The 16,322-nt window shown below is 63.2% G+C and carries 14 protein-coding genes; 9 read left to right on the forward strand and 5 right to left on the reverse strand.

Features of this window, described 5'->3' with window-relative positions:
- Positions 1 to 164 precede the first annotated feature (164 nt).
- A complete protein-coding gene (locus ACI2JX_RS19805; protein ID WP_404690826.1) occupies positions 165 to 1,817 on the reverse strand; it encodes an acyl-CoA dehydrogenase family protein in 1,653 nt (550 codons plus the stop codon).
- Between the two features lie 129 nt (positions 1,818 to 1,946).
- Entirely contained in the window at positions 1,947 to 3,926 is a 1,980-nt protein-coding gene (locus tag ACI2JX_RS19810; RefSeq protein ID WP_404690827.1) for a 7TM diverse intracellular signaling domain-containing protein, read from the reverse strand.
- Positions 3,927 to 4,192: 266 nt separating this feature from the next.
- On the opposite strand from ACI2JX_RS19810, the gene ACI2JX_RS19815 reads away from it, so the two are divergent.
- The 4 genes from ACI2JX_RS19815 to ACI2JX_RS19830 all read left to right on the forward strand — a co-directional run bounded on the left by ACI2JX_RS19815 (position 4,193) and on the right by ACI2JX_RS19830 (position 7,737).
- Positions 4,193 to 4,990 carry a hydroxymethylpyrimidine/phosphomethylpyrimidine kinase gene (locus tag ACI2JX_RS19815; RefSeq protein WP_264236650.1) on the forward strand — a complete coding sequence of 266 codons (798 nt, stop codon included), beginning with the start codon at positions 4,193 to 4,195 and terminating at the stop codon, positions 4,988 to 4,990.
- Positions 4,991 to 5,011: 21 nt separating this feature from the next.
- A complete protein-coding gene (thiE, locus tag ACI2JX_RS19820) occupies positions 5,012 to 5,635 on the forward strand; it encodes a thiamine phosphate synthase (RefSeq protein ID WP_404690828.1) in 624 nt (207 codons plus the stop codon).
- A 16-nt stretch (positions 5,636 to 5,651) separates the two neighbouring features.
- Positions 5,652 to 6,935, forward strand: a complete 1,284-nt coding sequence (gene hemL / locus ACI2JX_RS19825) for a glutamate-1-semialdehyde 2,1-aminomutase (RefSeq protein WP_264236648.1) — start codon at positions 5,652 to 5,654, stop codon at positions 6,933 to 6,935.
- A 244-nt stretch (positions 6,936 to 7,179) separates the two neighbouring features.
- Positions 7,180 to 7,737: a tetratricopeptide repeat protein gene (locus ACI2JX_RS19830; RefSeq protein WP_264236647.1), complete on the forward strand. Its 558-nt coding sequence runs from the start codon at positions 7,180 to 7,182 to the stop codon at positions 7,735 to 7,737.
- 3 nt (positions 7,738 to 7,740) lie between these two features.
- Here the strand turns inward: ACI2JX_RS19830 and ACI2JX_RS19835 are convergent, their stop codons facing one another.
- Positions 7,741 to 8,067 (reverse strand): DUF1820 family protein, encoded by a 327-nt coding sequence (locus ACI2JX_RS19835; RefSeq protein ID WP_186556682.1) that lies wholly within the window; start codon positions 8,065 to 8,067, stop codon positions 7,741 to 7,743.
- A 209-nt stretch (positions 8,068 to 8,276) separates the two neighbouring features.
- Between ACI2JX_RS19835 and ACI2JX_RS19840 the strand changes: the two genes are divergently transcribed.
- The 4 genes from ACI2JX_RS19840 to lnt are packed head-to-tail and all read left to right on the forward strand — an operon-like array spanning position 8,277 to position 12,127.
- A complete protein-coding gene (locus ACI2JX_RS19840) occupies positions 8,277 to 9,275 on the forward strand; it encodes a PhoH family protein (RefSeq protein ID WP_186556681.1) in 999 nt (332 codons plus the stop codon).
- Positions 9,268 to 9,756, forward strand: a complete 489-nt coding sequence (gene ybeY, locus ACI2JX_RS19845) for an rRNA maturation RNase YbeY (RefSeq protein ID WP_186556680.1) — start codon at positions 9,268 to 9,270, stop codon at positions 9,754 to 9,756. The genes ACI2JX_RS19840 and ybeY overlap by 8 nt, the downstream gene beginning before the upstream one ends.
- 5 nt (positions 9,757 to 9,761) lie before the next feature.
- Entirely contained in the window at positions 9,762 to 10,601 is an 840-nt protein-coding gene (locus ACI2JX_RS19850; protein ID WP_186556679.1) for an HlyC/CorC family transporter, read from the forward strand.
- 8 nt (positions 10,602 to 10,609) lie between these two features.
- Positions 10,610 to 12,127, forward strand: coding sequence for an apolipoprotein N-acyltransferase (lnt, locus tag ACI2JX_RS19855; protein WP_264236645.1), 1,518 nt, complete (start codon positions 10,610 to 10,612; stop codon positions 12,125 to 12,127).
- A gap of 111 nt (positions 12,128 to 12,238) precedes the next feature.
- On the opposite strand, the gene ACI2JX_RS19860 is transcribed toward lnt, so the two are convergent.
- Entirely contained in the window at positions 12,239 to 13,000 is a 762-nt protein-coding gene (locus ACI2JX_RS19860) for a YdcF family protein (protein ID WP_404690829.1), read from the reverse strand.
- Between the two features lie 136 nt (positions 13,001 to 13,136).
- Complete coding sequence (locus ACI2JX_RS19865; protein WP_186556676.1) at positions 13,137 to 13,451, reverse strand: hypothetical protein; 315 nt, start codon at positions 13,449 to 13,451, stop codon at positions 13,137 to 13,139.
- Between the two features lie 238 nt (positions 13,452 to 13,689).
- Between ACI2JX_RS19865 and leuS the strand changes: the two genes are divergently transcribed.
- Positions 13,690 to 16,296 (forward strand): leucine--tRNA ligase, encoded by a 2,607-nt coding sequence (leuS, locus tag ACI2JX_RS19870; RefSeq protein WP_404690830.1) that lies wholly within the window; start codon positions 13,690 to 13,692, stop codon positions 16,294 to 16,296.
- Positions 16,297 to 16,322 lie beyond the last annotated feature (26 nt).

A 16,322-nucleotide genomic window follows, 5' to 3' on the forward strand; every position in this document is an offset into this window, starting at 1 on the left:
GCTTCCTGTCTTATGACATGCATAGCTTCCATCTTGCCTGCCTTCGCGGGCAATTACATCCCCGCAAGTCTGTTCGGCCCTCATCGCGGGGCAAGCCCGCTCCCACGCACCCTCTATTGCCTGTGAGTTTAGTGGGAGCGGGCTTGCCCCGCGATGCAGGCGGCTCAGGCCGACCACACTGGCGTAGCCCGCGTCACCAACGCCTGGACATCTACCCCACGCGGCAGCGCGCCATACACCCGCCCTCCGCCACCCAACCGGCTACCGATAAACGCATCGCTGACAACGCTATTGCCGGCCTCCAGCAGCAATTTGGCCTGCAACGCGATGGCTATATCCTCGGTCAGCTGGCGCGCCCGGTACTGGATATCGTCGGTATCGGCAAACGCGCCCTTGAGATTGCCGATATGCGCCGCCAAGCGCGGATCACCGTGGCCATCGCCCAGTTCGACGAACAGTGCATCGAGCACCCCAGGCTCCTTGGACAACGCCCGCAACACATCCAGGCATTGCACGTTGCCCGAGCCTTCCCACGTGGAGTTGACCGGCGCCTCGCGGTACAGGCGCGGCAGGATGCTGTCTTCGACATAGCCTGCGCCGCCCATGCATTCGGCGGCTTCATTGATCATCGCTGGCGCCCGCTTGCAGATCCAGTACTTGCCCACCGCCGTCACCAGCCGGGCGAAGTGCGCTTGCTGTGGGTCGTCCAACTGATCCAGCGCCTGGCCCATGCGCAGGCTCAGGGCCAACGCCGCTTCGCTCTCCAGGGCCAGATCGGCGAGCACGTTCTGCATCAGGGGCTGCTCGCTCAGCACCCGCCCGCCCACCTTGCGGTAGGCGCAGTGATGCGCCGCTTGGGTCAGCGCCTGGCGCATCAGGGCGCTGGAGCCGACCATGCAGTCGAAGCGAGTCATCGCCACCATCTCGATGATGGTCGGCACGCCGCGGCCTTCTTCGCCGATCATCCAGGCCAAGGCACCGCGGAACTCGACTTCGCTGGAGGCGTTGGAGCAGTTGCCCAGCTTGTTCTTCAAGCGCTGGATATAGAACTGGTTGCGGTTGTCATCCGGCCGGTGGCGTGGCAGCAGGAAGCAGCTCAGGCCCTTGTCGGTCTGGGCCAGGGTGAGGAAGGCGTCGCACATCGGCGCCGAGCAGAACCATTTGTGCCCGACCAGTTCGTAGGCCTGGCCCGGCCCAGGCGCCCCCACCGGATACGCCCGAGTGGTATTGGCCCGGACATCGGTGCCGCCCTGCTTCTCGGTCATGGCCATGCCCAGGGTGACCCCAACCTTGTGCCGGTCGCCGACATTGCGCGGATCGTATTCACGCGCCAGCACCTTGGGCAGCCAGTACTGGGCCAACTCAGGTTGCAGACGCAGCGCCGGCACGGCGGCGAAGGTCATGGTCAGCGGGCAACCGGTACCGGCTTCGGCCTGGCTGTGCAGGTAGGTCATCGACGCGCGGGCCACGTGAGCGCCAGGGCGAGGCTCGGCCCAGGGCAGCGACGGCAGTCCATGTTCGACCGCAGTGCGCATCAGCTCGTGATAGGCGGGGTGAAACTCGACCAGGTCGATACGATGGCCGTAGCGGTCGTGGCTGCTGAATTCGGGTTTGTGCGCGTTGGCCAGAAAGCCTGCGGCCATCAGCGGGCCGCCCGCCAGGGCGCCGTAGGCATCGATCCGTGACTCGGCCCAGCCGGCACCGAAATGCCGCGACCATTGCTGCAAGGGTAGATCGAGGCGGTAGAGGTTGGCGCCATCCAGAGAAGGCGGCTGGTTGGTCACTTCGTGGGTTTCGGCGTACTGGTGCAGGGTCATCGGGGGCTCCTGGATCCGGGTGGGCCTGAGAGTCCCAGTGAAGCACCGCTTGGCCTTCAGTCAAAGTGACAAAAATGCCTATGTAGGAGCTGGCTTGCCCGCTATGGGACGCGCAGCGACCCCAACAACCTAAAGCCGTGCCGCCCGCCCAGAAGGCAATTGCACCTGCGCCACCGCCAAATTCAGACTCAACTCAAACCGACTGCCCAACCCCCGCGTCGACTCATGCGACAACCTGCCGTCGATCAACTCGCCCAATTGCCGGCAGATCGACAGGCCAATCCCCAACCCGCCATAACGCCGAGTCATCGAGCCATCCACCTGGAAGAAGCGCTGATAAAGAATCGCCTGGTCCAGATCATCGAAGCCGATCCCGCTGTCACTGACGATGAACGACACCGCCAGGCTATCAGGCCCTACCCGGCGTCCGCGGACCTGGATCATCACCCCACCTTGATGGGTGAACTTCAAGCCGTTATCCACCAGGCAAGCCAGGCAGCGCATCAGTTTCTGCGCATCGCCAAGCAACTCATCAGGTAGGTCAGCCGGAATATCCAAGCTCAGGTACAGGCCCTTGCCCAAGGCTTGCCCGGCAAATCCGGCACGCAAGTCCTGGAGCTGACGACGCAGGCTGAAGGGTACGTTCTGCGCACGCAAGCGCCCCGCTTGCAGCTCAGTGAGGATGAGGATGTCGTCGACCATGGCCATCATGTCCTGCGCCGAACCTGCGGCGGTGCGATGGTACTGGGCATGCTCGGCGTTCATCGGCAGGGTATGCATCAGTTCCAGCGAGCCGATTACACCATTCATCGGCGTACGCAACTCGTGGGTGACCGTGGCCAGGAATTCGTCCTTGAGGCGGTTACTCCTGGCCAATTGCTGGTTCAACTGCTCAAGCGTACGGCCAGTTTCGCGCAGGGTCTGTGCTTGCTGCTCACGCAAGCTGTTGATGCGGTCGGCCAGGGCCAGCGACAACAGCGCCACTTCCAGCGCCGAACCCAACTGGCTGGCATACATGGTGATAAATACGTTGGGCAGGTAGCCGAGCACCATCAGCGTGTTGACCAGCCCGCCGAGCAGAAACGCCGTCCAGGCAATGATGAACCAGCGCGCCACGCGCAAACCGCTCCACCAGGCGTACAGCCCAGCGGTGAAGATGCTCACCGTGAACAACAGCGCCAGCACCGTGGCCATGCGCAGCGCCACTCCGTAGCGCAAGGTCACGGCCAGCACCATGACCACTGCGCCACCGACCATCAATACCTGCAGCAGACGATCGAACCCTCGGCTGAGCCTGCCCAGGCGCAGGAAGTGGCGGGCAAACTGACAGCCGAACAACCCAGCGGCGCCAATGAACAGCGGCGTCGACGCATTGGCCCACCACGGGTTGTCAGGCCAGAAATACGCGACCCCGGCACCGTTGACCGACACCTGGTACATGCCGAACGAAGCGATATAGAGGATGTAATACAGATAGCTGACATCGCGCACGCTGATGTAGATGAACAGGTTGTACACCAACATCACCAGCAGCACGCCGTAGATCATGCCCAGCACATACAGCCGGGTTGGCTGGTCCTCCATATAGGCATTGACCGACCACAATGTCAGCGGCGCCTGGATCGAGCCTTGGCTGTGCAGGCGCAGATAAGCCGTGGTCGCCTGCCCCGGCTGCATGGGCAGTTCGAACAGGTAGTTATTTTGCAGGATCTGCCGGGTCGCGTAGGGCAAGGCATCGCCAGTGCGCTGCGCGAGGCGATAACCGCCCTGGCCATCAGGCAAATACAGTTCCAGGTGATCGAGGGGCGGATAAGCCAGCTCCAGCAACCACGGGCGGCTGCTTTGCGTGCTCGGCGCGTTGTAGCGCAAGTCGATGCGCAGCCAGAACACCGAGGTCGAATAACCGGCGTTGAGCACATCATCCTGGTGCTGGTGAAACCGATTGGCCCAGGCCGGCGAACTGACCTCGGCAATGCTGGCGGTGCCTGCGCGGTCTTCGAAGACCTGCATGACCTTGCCCAAAGGCAGACGCCGGGTAGCGTCGTCGAAATCGACCGCTCCGGCGAGCACGGGCCAGTAGCCCAGAAGCACAATCAGCAAATAGCGCATTACAGCCCCAGCATGGTCTGTCCGATCGCGTCGCGGCGGCCTCCCTTCCCTTTGAGACGACGGTATGCGGCAGAGCCTGTTTATCGAGTTATCCGTGCACTCTAGCATAGCTTCCCGGGGTGGCCATCAGCCACTGGTAAATTTACCAGAAAGGCTCTAAATCAATACTTTCAAGCCAGCACAAAAACAAATCCTGACCACTTGATCAACAAAATCCATATGCCGGGCGCTTCGCGCAAATAGGTTTGGTGGTAAGCTCGCCGACCATGAATACCTACAGTTCCCGCCCCGTTGTCCTCTGTCTCTCCGGCCACGACCCCAGTGGCGGCGCCGGCCTGCAGGCAGATATCGAAGCCCTGATCGCTCAAGGCTGTCACGCCGCGCCCGCCGTGACAGCCTTGACCGTCCAGGATACCGTCAACGTTTCCGACTTCCGCGTGCTCGACCGCGAGTGGGTATTGGCCCAGGCCAACGCCGTTCTCGCCGACTCCACGGTCGCTGCGGTCAAGCTGGGCATGCTCGGCTCGATCGAGATGGTCGACACCGTCGCCGAGTTGCTCGCCGCGCACCCGCACTTGCCGCTGGTCTGCGACCCGGTGCTGCGCGCCGGTGGTGGCGGCCGCCTGGGCAAGGACGAAGTCGGCTATGCCGTGCGCGAGCGACTGTTGCCGCTGGCGACCATCGCCACGCCGAACCTGCCCGAAGCGCGCATCCTCGCCGAACTGCCCGAAGGCACTGCCGACCAATGCGCGGAAAAACTCCTGCCGTTCTGTAGACACCTGCTGATTACCGGCGGTCACGGCGATGAAGAGCAAATCCACAACCGCCTGTACAGCCGCGACGGCCAGAGCCATACCTGGAAATGCCAGCGCCTGCCAGGCAGCTACCATGGCTCCGGTTGCACCCTGGCCAGCGCCCTGGCCGGTCGCCTGGCCCTTGGCGAGCAGCTCGAGAGTGCCGTACGCAGCGCTCTGGACTACACCTGGCGGACCTTACGCGACGCCGAGCAACTTGGCCGCGGCCAGTTCGTGCCACGCCGACTGCCCTTGGACTTCTGTTCCTGATTGACGCACACGAGGCATGAAATGAAGCTACGCGGTCTGTACGCGATCACCGACAGCCAGCTGCTCGCCGGCCGGTTTTTGTCCCATGTCGAAGCGGCGCTCGAAGGCGGTGTCCGCCTGCTGCAGTACCGCGACAAGAGCAGCGACCAGGCCCAGCGCCTGCGTGAGGCCGAGGCGCTCAAAGCGCTCTGCGAGCGCTACGGCACGGAGCTGATCATCAATGACGACGCCGATCTTGCCGCGCGTCTTGGCGTTGGCGTGCACCTGGGGCAAACCGATGGGCCGCTGACCCCCGCCCGCGCATTGCTTGGGCGCAATGCGATCATTGGCTCGACCTGCCACGCCCAACTCGACCTGGCCGCGCAGGCCGCCGCTGAAGGTGCCAGCTATGTGGCCTTCGGCCGCTTCTTCAATTCCGTGACCAAGCCCGGCGCGCCGGCCGCCAGCCTCGAGCTGCTGGCGCAGGCCCGCGCCCAGGTGAAACTGCCGATCGCGGTAATCGGTGGCATCACCCTCGACAACGCCGCCCCGCTGGTCGCCCACGGCGCCGACCTGCTGGCGGTGATCCATGGCCTGTTTGGTGCCGACGACGCCCGGGAAGTGACCCGCCGCGCCCGCGCCTTCAACGCCCTGTTCGCTTCCTGATTCAAGAGAGATTTCCATGTCCCGTTCCGAAACCCTGTTCGCCCAAGCCCAGAAGCACATCCCCGGTGGCGTCAACTCGCCCGTGCGTGCGTTCAAGAGCGTTGGCGGCACCCCGCTGTTCTTCAAGCACGCAGAAGGTGCCTATGTCATCGATGAAGATGACAAGCGCTACGTCGACTACGTTGGCTCCTGGGGGCCGATGATCCTCGGCCACAGCCATCCAGAGGTATTGGCCTCGGTGCGCAAGCAGCTGGAGCACGGCCTGTCCTATGGCGCCCCGACCGCCATGGAAACCGAGATGGCCGACCTGGTCTGCTCGCTGGTGCCATCGATGGAAATGGTGCGCATGGTCAGCTCCGGCACCGAAGCGACCATGAGCGCGATCCGCCTGGCCCGTGGCTACACCGGTCGCGACGCCATCATCAAATTCGAAGGCTGCTATCACGGCCACTCCGACAGCCTGCTGGTCAAGGCCGGTTCCGGCCTGCTGACCCAGGGCGTGCCAAGCTCGGCCGGGGTGCCGGCAGACTTCGCCAAACACACCCTGACCCTGCCATTTAACGACATTGCCGCGGTCGAGAAGACCCTGGCCGACGTCGGTCAGACCGTCGCCTGCATCATCGTCGAGCCGGTTGCCGGCAACATGAACTGCGTGCCCCCGGCGCCGGGCTTCCTCGAAGGCCTGCGCGAGCAGTGCGACAAGCATGGCGTGGTGCTGATCTTCGACGAAGTGATGACCGGTTTCCGCGTCTCGCTCGGCGGCGCCCAAGGGCACTACGGCATTACCCCTGACCTGTCGACGTTCGGCAAGATCGTTGGCGGCGGCATGCCGGTGGGTTGCTTTGGCGGCAAGCGCGCGATCATGGAATGCATCGCGCCGCTGGGCCCGGTCTACCAGGCCGGTACCCTGTCGGGCAACCCGCTGGCCATGGCTGCCGGCCTGACCACCTTGAAGCTGATCAGTCGCCCAGGCTTCCATGATGAGCTGAGCGCCTTCACCAGCAAGCTGCTGGACGGCCTGCAACAGCGCGCCGATGCTGCTGGCGTGCCGTTCGTCACCACTCAAGCGGGTGCGATGTTTGGCCTGTACTTCACCGGCGCCGATGACATCGTCACCTTCGACGACGTAATGGCCAGCGATGTGGAACGCTTCAAGCGCTTCTTCCACCTGATGCTCGAAGGCGGTGTTTACCTGGCGCCGAGCGCCTACGAGGCAGGCTTCACCTCGATCGTGCATGGCGAGACCGAGCTGAAGATCACCCTCGATGCGGCTGAGCGGGCCTTTGCCAAGCTGAAGTAATCGGCGCTCATGCCGGCCTCATCGCGGGGCAAGCCCGCTGCCACGACGCGTCACATTGCCTCGTGGCAGCGGGCTTGCACCGCGATGAGGGCTATTGTGATCTGCATCACACCGCCAGAGCACACGCGAGCAAATCCCCACCTGTGCAGAAATTCGAGTAAAACTTTGTAAGGTTGGCGCTGCTTATCCCATAATGTGCCACCAGAGACATCGGACGCAGCTTTGCAGAGGTAAGTCGATCCCCATGAACCGCGCCGGCCGCGCCCTTACCCTGGGCTGCCTGTTGCTTCTTCAGCCCCTGCTGGCCCTGGCGGAGGGCGGTAACTCGTTGCTGATTCCAGCGACGGGGCGTTGCACCCTGAGCGCTCAACCCGAAGACCTGCAAACCGCCGTCAAGGCCTGCGAGCAAACCGCCGAGACTGGGGATGCCCAGGCGCAGTACGAGCTGGGTGAGTTCTACTACACCGGCAGCGGCGATCAAGCCCCGCGTGATCTGAACAAAGCGCTTAACTGGTTCCAGAAAGCTTCGCTGCAAGGCCACGCACAAGCCCAGTACCGCCTCGGCTCGATGTTCTTCCATGGTGAAGGGGTCAAGGCCAACAACGTACAGGCCTATATTCTGCTGAAGATGGCTGCGGTCAACGGCGCCGAAGACGCGCTGGACATGGCCGACGAAGTCACCGAGCAGATGCCCCGCGACGAACTCGAGCATGCTACCCAGGTGCTGGGGCAGATCTTCCGCAAATACCTGCTCGAACTGCAGAACGCCGAAGGGCGCAGCCCCTTCTCCCCCCTGCCTTAAGCGTTATTTCTCCGGCATCGGCATCGGGAACGGCATGACATTGCCGGTGTTCTTCGCTTCGCTGATCTTCGCCGTACCCAGCCGCTCGACCTCATCGATTCGCACGATCGAATGCATCGGCACGAAGCTGCGGATCACCCCCTCGAACTGCGCCTTGAGTTTCTCTTCGCTGGGGTCTACCACCACCTGGGTGCGCTCACCGAAGACGAACTCCTCGATCTCCAGAAAACCCCACAGATCGCTCTGGAAGATCTGCTTGGCGTACATTTCGAACACCTGCCCCTGGTTGAGGAAGATGACTTTATAGATGGCAGGTTCAGGTTTGCTCATGATCGGCGTGGGGACACATACGGTTGAAAATGGGCCGCATCATAGCAGACCACGGCAGCCGCGCAGTGCCCCAGCACCCTTGCGCCGCCAAGCTGCACTCAGGCACCCTGGCTAGCAACGACCCTTGATCGTTTCAGTGCTTTCGCCACTGTCAATCAAGGGTTATTCTTGGGTTCACCTCTATTGCCGTCGAGCGGCCAAAAACGACCTTGAACGCACCCATACAACCTCATCGCTTCATCCTCGAACCTTTCGAGGCCCACCGTTTCGCCAACTTGTGCGGCCAGTTCGACGAGCACCTGCGCCTGATCGAGCAACGCCTGGCCATCGAGATCCGCAACCGCGGTAACCAGTTCGAACTGCTTGGCGAGCCCAAGGCCACCTCCGCTGCCGAACAGCTGCTGCGCCGTCTCTATCGCGAGACCAAGGCCACCGAGCTGTCGCCGGAAACGGTCCACCTTTATCTACAAGAGTCGGCGGTCGAGCACATCGACAACCCGGCGGTCAATGAAGTCAGCGTCTCGCTGCGCACGCGCAAGGGCAACATTCGTCCGCGCGGCCTCAACCAGCAGCGCTACGTCAAAGAGATCCTGGCCAACGACATCAACTTCGGCATCGGCCCGGCCGGCACTGGCAAGACCTACCTTGCCGTTGCCTGCGCCGTCGACGCGCTGGAGCGCGAACAAGTGCGGCGCATCCTGTTGGTGCGCCCGGCGGTCGAGGCGGGCGAAAAGCTCGGTTTCCTGCCTGGCGACCTGGCGCAGAAGATCGACCCCTACCTGCGCCCGCTGTACGACGCCCTCTACGAGATGCTCGGCTTCGAACATGTCGCCAAGCTGATCGAGCGCCAGGTGATCGAGATCGCCCCGCTGGCCTACATGCGCGGACGCACCCTGAACAACAGCTTCATCATCCTCGACGAGAGCCAGAACACCACGCTCGAGCAGATGAAGATGTTCCTCACCCGCATCGGCTTCGGCTCGACCGCGGTGATCACCGGCGACATCACCCAGGTCGACCTGCCGCGCGGCACCAAGTCGGGGCTGGCGCACGTGATCGAGGTGCTCAAGGACGTGCCGGGCATCAGCTTTACCCATTTCCAGCCTAAAGACGTCGTGCGCCACCCGCTGGTGCAACGCATCGTCGAGGCCTATGACCGTTTCGAAGGCCGCCAGGCCCAGGCCGAGGCACCTGCCCGCGATGCTTGAACTCGACCTGCAACGGGCCACGGATGCCGCCGCCCCTGATGACGCCGCCTTCCGCCGCTGGTGCGAGTTGGCCCTGCGCCAGCGCAGCGCCGACTCGGAAATGACCATCCGTCTGGTCGATGAAGCCGAAGGTCGTGAGCTCAATCACACCTATCGTCACAAAGACTACGCGACCAATGTGCTTTCCTTCCCTGCCGATGTGCCGGACGAGCTGCTCGACATCCCGCTGCTGGGCGACCTGGTGATCTGCGTGCCAGTGGTCGAGCGCGAAGCGGCCGAACAGGGCAAGGCGCTTGAAGCGCATTGGGCGCACCTGGTCATTCACGGCTGCCTGCACCTACTCGGCTACGATCACATCGAAGATGACGAAGCCGAGGAAATGGAAGCACTGGAACGAACATTGCTGGCCGAACTGGGTCACCCGGACCCCTACGCCGACGACGAACTCCCTCACCACGATATCTGCAAGGAACACGAGTAACCGCCATGAGCGAAGACCGATCGAGCAACGGGCAAAAGTCCTGGCTGGGTAAACTGACCCAGGCTTTTGCCCATGAGCCGAAAAACCGCCAGGAGCTCCTCGAGCTGCTGCGCGAAGCCCATCAGAACAAGCTGCTCGACAGCGAAGCGCTGACCATTGTCGAAGGTGCCATCCAGGTCGCTGACCTGCAGGTGCGCGACATCATGGTGCCGCGCTCGCAGATGATCAGCATCAAGGCCAGCCAGTCGCCTCGTGAGTTTCTGCCGTCGGTGATCGATGCCGCCCACTCGCGCTACCCGGTGATTGGCGAAAGCCACGATGATGTGCTCGGGATCCTGCTGGCCAAGGACCTGCTGCCGCTGATCCTCAAGGAGAACGGCGACAGCTTCAACATCAAGGACCTGCTGCGTCCGGCCACTTTCGTGCCGGAATCCAAGCGCCTGAACGTGCTGCTGCGCGAGTTTCGCGCCAACCACAACCACATGGCCGTGGTCATCGACGAATACGGCGGTGTGGCAGGCCTGGTAACCATCGAAGACGTGCTTGAGCAGATCGTCGGCGACATCGAGGACGAACACGATGTCGAGGAAGACAGCTACATCAAGCCACTGCCCAGCGGCGATTTCCTGGTCAAGGCGCTGACGCCGATCGAGAACTTCAACGAGTTCTTCGACAGCGAGTTCTCTGACGATGAGTTCGACACCGTCGGCGGCTTGGTCATGAGTGCCTTCGGCCACTTGCCCAAACGCAACGAAACCACTGAGATCGGCGCCTACCGCTTCCGCATTCTCAACGCCGACAGCCGGCGTGTTCACTTGCTGCGCCTGACCCCGATTACCCGTTAAGGAAAACCATGCGCTGGATCACCCGCCCCGGCTGGCCCGGTAACCTGCTGGCCATGGCGGCCGGCGCGTCTACCCTGCTGGCCCTGTCGCCGTTTGACTTCTGGCCACTGGCCTTGCTCGCCTTGGGCCTGTTCTACGCCGGCCTGCGCGAGCTGAGCCCACGCCAGGCCATGGCCCGTGGCTGGTGCTACGGCTTCGGCCTGTATGGCGCCGGCACCAGCTGGATCTACGTCAGCATGAACACCTACGGCGGCGCCTCGCCGCTGCTGGCAATAGTGCTGTTGGTGGCGTTTTTTGCCGCCATTGCCTGGTTCTTCGCCCTGCCCGCCTGGCTCTGGGCGCGCTGGCTGCGCCGTAACGAGGCGCCGCTGGCCGATGCCTTGTGCTTCGCTGCCCTGTGGCTGCTGCAGGAGGCTTTCCGTGGCTGGTTCCTGACCGGTTTCCCCTGGCTGTACTCCGGCTACAGCCAGCTGGACGGACCATTGGCCGGCCTGGCCCCGCTGGGCGGCGTATGGTTGATCTCGTTTGCCCTGGCCTTGACGGCAGCGCTGCTGTGCAATCTGCACCGCCTGCGCGCACGGCGGTCGTTCCTGGCCATTGGCGTGCTGTTGCTGGTCGGCCCATGGATTCTCGGCATTGCCCTGAAAAACCACGCCTGGACCCGGCCGGCGGGCGAGCCGCTGACGGTCGCGGCAGTGCAAGGCAATGTCGAGCAGGACCTGAAATGGGACCCCGCCCACATCAATGCCCAGCTGGCGCTGTACCGCGACATGAGCTTCACCTCCAAGCCGGTCGACTTGTTGATCTGGCCGGAAACCGCGGTGCCGGTGCTCAAGGACCAGGCCCAGGGCTACATCGACATGATGGGTGGGTTCGCCGCCGAGCGGCATTCGGCGCTGATTACCGGTGTGCCAGTGCGGGAAATCGTCCACAAGCAGCGCCGCTACTACAACGGCATCACCGTGGCCGGCGAAGGCGACGGCACTTACCTGAAACAGAAACTGGTGCCGTTTGGCGAGTACGTGCCGCTGCAAGACATGCTGCGGGGGGCGATCGAGTTCTTCAACCTGCCGATGTCGGACTTCGCCCGCGGCCCCGAAGACCAGGCGCTGTTGCAAGCCAAGGGTTACCAGATCGCCCCGTACATCTGCTACGAAGTGGTCTATCCCGAATTCGCCGCCAGCCTGGCCGCCCGCAGCGACCTGCTGCTGACCATCAGCAACGACACCTGGTTCGGCACCTCGATCGGCCCATTGCAGCACCTGCAGATGGCGCAGATGCGCGCGCTGGAGGCTGGCCGCTGGATGATCCGCGCGACCAACAACGGCGTCACCGCGCTGATCGACCCGTTTGGCAAGATCACCGCGCAGATCCCTCAGTTCCAGCAGGCGATCCTGTATGGCGAAGTGGTGCCGATGCAGCAGCTCACGCCTTATCTGCAATGGCGCTCTTGGCCGTTGGCGATTCTCTGCGCAGTGCTGATGGGGTGGGCACTACTGGCCGGGCGCATTGCCAAGACCGTTTGACGGCAGGGCCAAAACCGCCCCTATCGCGGGGCAAGCCTGCTCCCACGCCAATCGTCCTTACAACGGCGTGGGAGCAGGCTTACCTCGCGATAGCTTCGCCACCGCCTACGCTCAGTAGAACAATCGATACCCAACCAACCCTACCGCCTCATTGAGCAACTGCCCGCTCTGCCAAACCGCCCGGCTATCAGGCAACAGCCCGGCAAACGGCCGCGCATGATCCTGGCCCAGGAACCCCACTGGCGCCGGCACCACCTCAAACCCCGCCCGCTCGAAGCTCCAGCGCGAACGCTGCATGTGCCAGGCCTGGGTCACTACCACTACCCGGCGAATACCCAGCGGCTGCAACACTTGCGCGCTCATTTGGGCGTTTTCCCAGGTAGTGCGGCTGCCTTCTTCCTTCCACTTGACCAGCACGCCAAAGTCATCGCGCAGCCGATCGGCCATCAACTGCGCCTCACTCGGCGGCGTACCATAATGCAGCCCGCCACTGATCAGCACCGGTAGGCCCGAAGCCTTGGCCAGTTGTGCGGCGTAACGCATACGCTCCAACGCTGTGCCGGTGGGCTGGTCCTGACCACCCCAAGCCGGATCACCGCGCTCACGTCCCGCCCCGAGCACCACGATCGCATCGGCGCGCGCGGCCAGCCCGGACCACTGCTCAAGGCCCAACGCCTGTTCGGTTTCCAACTGCCGCGCAGTGTGCTCCACCACCCACGGCAAGCTCATCAACCACAACCCGCCCAGGCCCAGAACGAAACAGGCCAACGCCAAGCGCGGCCGCCGCTTGCGCAGCCACCAGGCAGCCAGCAGCAACAGGAACAGAAACCCCGGGGGCAACAACCATTGTTTGATGAAGTAACGAATCGGCACGGCGCACACCTCCTGTGAAGGCGTGCAGCCTAAGAGGATCGGCGCCGGGCAACAAGTACGCATCCGGCGCCGATCATGTGGTATGTGTTGGAAAAAGAACCGGCGCGTGACCCTCTGCGCCTGGAATCCTGAACGACTATCGGAATGGCAGCGTCCTGGATCTCGCCGTGGTGGCGGGGCGTTTCTTGTCCTTGAGCCAGACGATCTTTGCTGACGACGGCTCCGGCTGCTGGTGGGCAGCGGCACTGGCAAAACGGCTTTCCGGGAGGGATTCCAGGTAGGCCTTGATCACTTCGAACTCTGCATGGCTGAGGCCGCGCAACTCCAGTTCTGCTGGCATTTCGTCGCGTAATCTCACCGAGGTCCTGGCCACTTCCAGCGCCAGTCCCAAACGGTCGATCAAGCGTTCGTAAAGCTCCGGTTTGCTTGCGGGTAGCTGCGATTCTCCCATCCGTTCACCTCATTGAAGATAAAGATATCTCCCCCCACACCTGAGCTTAGCGTCACTGCAAAAAGCAGCCGCTTGCAGCGACCAACGGCCCGCAAGGCCGCTCGGCGCAATAGGGTTTCCCACGACGCGCAGCGCTCATGTATGCTACGGCGTTCACTCTTACCGACACCGGAGTGCCGGACGCAGCGAGGTTCCGCTGCCGGGAACAAGGTCTCTTCTCTCTCAGCCAAAAGTAGCCATGCACGAACAATACACGCCCCGTGAAGTAGAAGCCGCCGCCCAGAAATCCTGGGACGAGCAACGATCGTTCGCTGTGACCGAACAGCCAGGCAAAGACACCTACTATTGCCTATCGATGTTCCCGTACCCGAGCGGCAAGCTACACATGGGCCACGTGCGCAACTACACCATTGGCGACGTGATCGCCCGTTACCAGCGCATGCTCGGCAAAAATGTCCTGCAGCCAATGGGCTGGGACGCGTTTGGTATGCCTGCGGAAAACGCGGCGATGAAAAACAACGTCGCCCCGGCCAAGTGGACCTACGAAAACATCGACTACATGAAGACCCAGCTCAAGAGCCTGGGCCTGGCCATCGACTGGTCGCGTGAAGTCACCACCTGCAAGCCCGACTACTACCGTTGGGAGCAGTGGCTGTTCACCCGCCTGTTCGAAAAAGGCGTCATCTACCGCAAGAACGGCACCGTCAACTGGGACCCTGCCGATCAGACCGTACTGGCCAACGAACAGGTCATCGACGGCCGCGGCTGGCGTTCCGGCGCGCTGATCGAAAAGCGCGAAATCCCGATGTACTACTTCCGCATCACCGACTACGCCGACGAGCTGCTGGAAAGCCTCGACGAGCTGCCGGGCTGGCCTGAGCAGGTCAAGACCATGCAGCGCAACTGGATCGGCAAGTCGCGCGGCATGGAAGTGCAGTTCCCCTATGACCAGGCCAGCATCGGTCATGAGGGCACGCTGAAGGTCTTCACTACCCGTCCCGATACCCTGATGGGCGCCACCTACGTCGCAGTCGCCGCCGAGCACCCGCTGGCCACCCAGGCCGCCCAGGGCAACCCGGCGTTGCAGGCGTTCATCGACGAATGCAAGAGCGGCAGTGTCGCCGAGGCCGACATGGCCACCCAGGAGAAGAAGGGCATGCCCACTTCCCTGTTCGTCGAGCACCCGCTGACGGGCGAGAAGTTGCCCGTGTGGGTCGCCAACTACGTGCTGATGCACTACGGCGACGGCGCGGTCATGGCCGTACCTGCCCACGATGAGCGTGATTTCGAGTTCGCCCACAAGTACAACCTGCCGGTCAAGGCCGTGGTCCGTACCAGCGCCGGTGACGAAGTGTCCAGCGAGTGGCAAGCCGCCTACGGCGAGCATGGCCAGCTGATCAACTCCGGCGAGTTCGATGGCCTGGACTTCCAGGGCGCCTTCGACGCCATCGAAGCCGCGCTGATCCGCAAAGAGCTGGGCAAATCGCGCACTCAGTTCCGCCTGCGCGACTGGGGTATCAGCCGCCAGCGCTACTGGGGCTGCCCGATCCCGATCATCCACTGCCCGTCCTGCGGCGACGTACCGGTGCCGGAAGACCAACTGCCGGTGACCCTGCCGGAGAACGTGGTACCGGACGGCGCCGGTTCGCCGCTGGCGCGCATGCCCGAGTTCTACGAGTGCATCTGCCCCAAATGCGGCACTGCGGCCAAGCGCGAAACCGACACCATGGACACCTTCGTCGAGTCGTCCTGGTACTTCGCCCGCTACGCCTCGCCGAACTACGACCAGGGCCTGGTCGATCCGAAAGCGGCCAACCACTGGCTGCCGGTCGACCAGTACATCGGCGGCATCGAACATGCCATCCTGCACCTGCTGTATGCGCGCTTCTTCCACAAGCTGATGCGCGACGAAGGCCTGGTCACCTCGAACGAGCCGTTCAAGAACCTGCTGACCCAGGGCATGGTGGTCGCCGAGACCTACTACCGCGTTGCCAGCAACGGCGGCAAGGATTGGTTCAACCCGGCCGACGTGGAAATCGAGCGTGATGCCAAGGCCAAGATCATTGGCGCGCGTCTGAAGACCGACGGCCTGCCGGTAGAAATCGGCGGCACCGAGAAGATGTCCAAGTCGAAGAACAACGGCGTCGACCCGCAGTCGATGATCGATGCCTACGGCGCCGACACCTGCCGTCTGTTCATGATGTTCGCCTCGCCGCCCGACATGAGCCTGGAGTGGTCCGACTCCGGTGTCGAAGGTGCCAGCCGCTTCCTGCGTCGCGTTTGGCGCTTGGCCCAGGCGCACGTCAGCCAAGGCCTGCCGGGCCAGCTCGACATCGCCGCCCTGGATGACGCGCAAAAAGTCATTCGCCGCTCGATCCACGCAGCCATCAAGCAGGCCAGCACCGATGTCGGCCAATACCACAAGTTCAACACCGCCATCGCCCAGGTGATGACCGTGATGAACGTGCTGGAGAAGGCTCCACAAGCCACCGCGCAGGACCGTGCCCTGCTCCAGGAAGGCCTGGAAGCGGTCACTCTGCTGCTGGCGCCGATTACCCCGCACATCAGCCACGAGCTGTGGAAGGCGCTGGGCCACAGCCAGTCGGTGATCGATGCCGCCTGGCCGAGCGTCGACGAAGCCGCCCTGGTGCAAGACACCGTGACGCTGGTGGTCCAGGTCAACGGCAAGCTGCGTGGTCAGGTGGAAATGCCTGCCGCCGCCAGCCGCGAGGAAGTCGAGGCAGCCGCCCGCAACAACGAAAACGTCCTGCGCTTCACTGACGGCCTGACAATCCGCAAGGTCATCGTGGTTCCGGGCAAGCTGGTCAACATCGTCGCCAACTGATGGCAACGCCCGCCCGCAGCCACTGC

Source organism: Pseudomonas sp. NPDC088890 (assembly GCF_044900155.1).
Taxonomy (GTDB): domain Bacteria; phylum Pseudomonadota; class Gammaproteobacteria; order Pseudomonadales; family Pseudomonadaceae; genus Aquipseudomonas; species Aquipseudomonas urmiensis.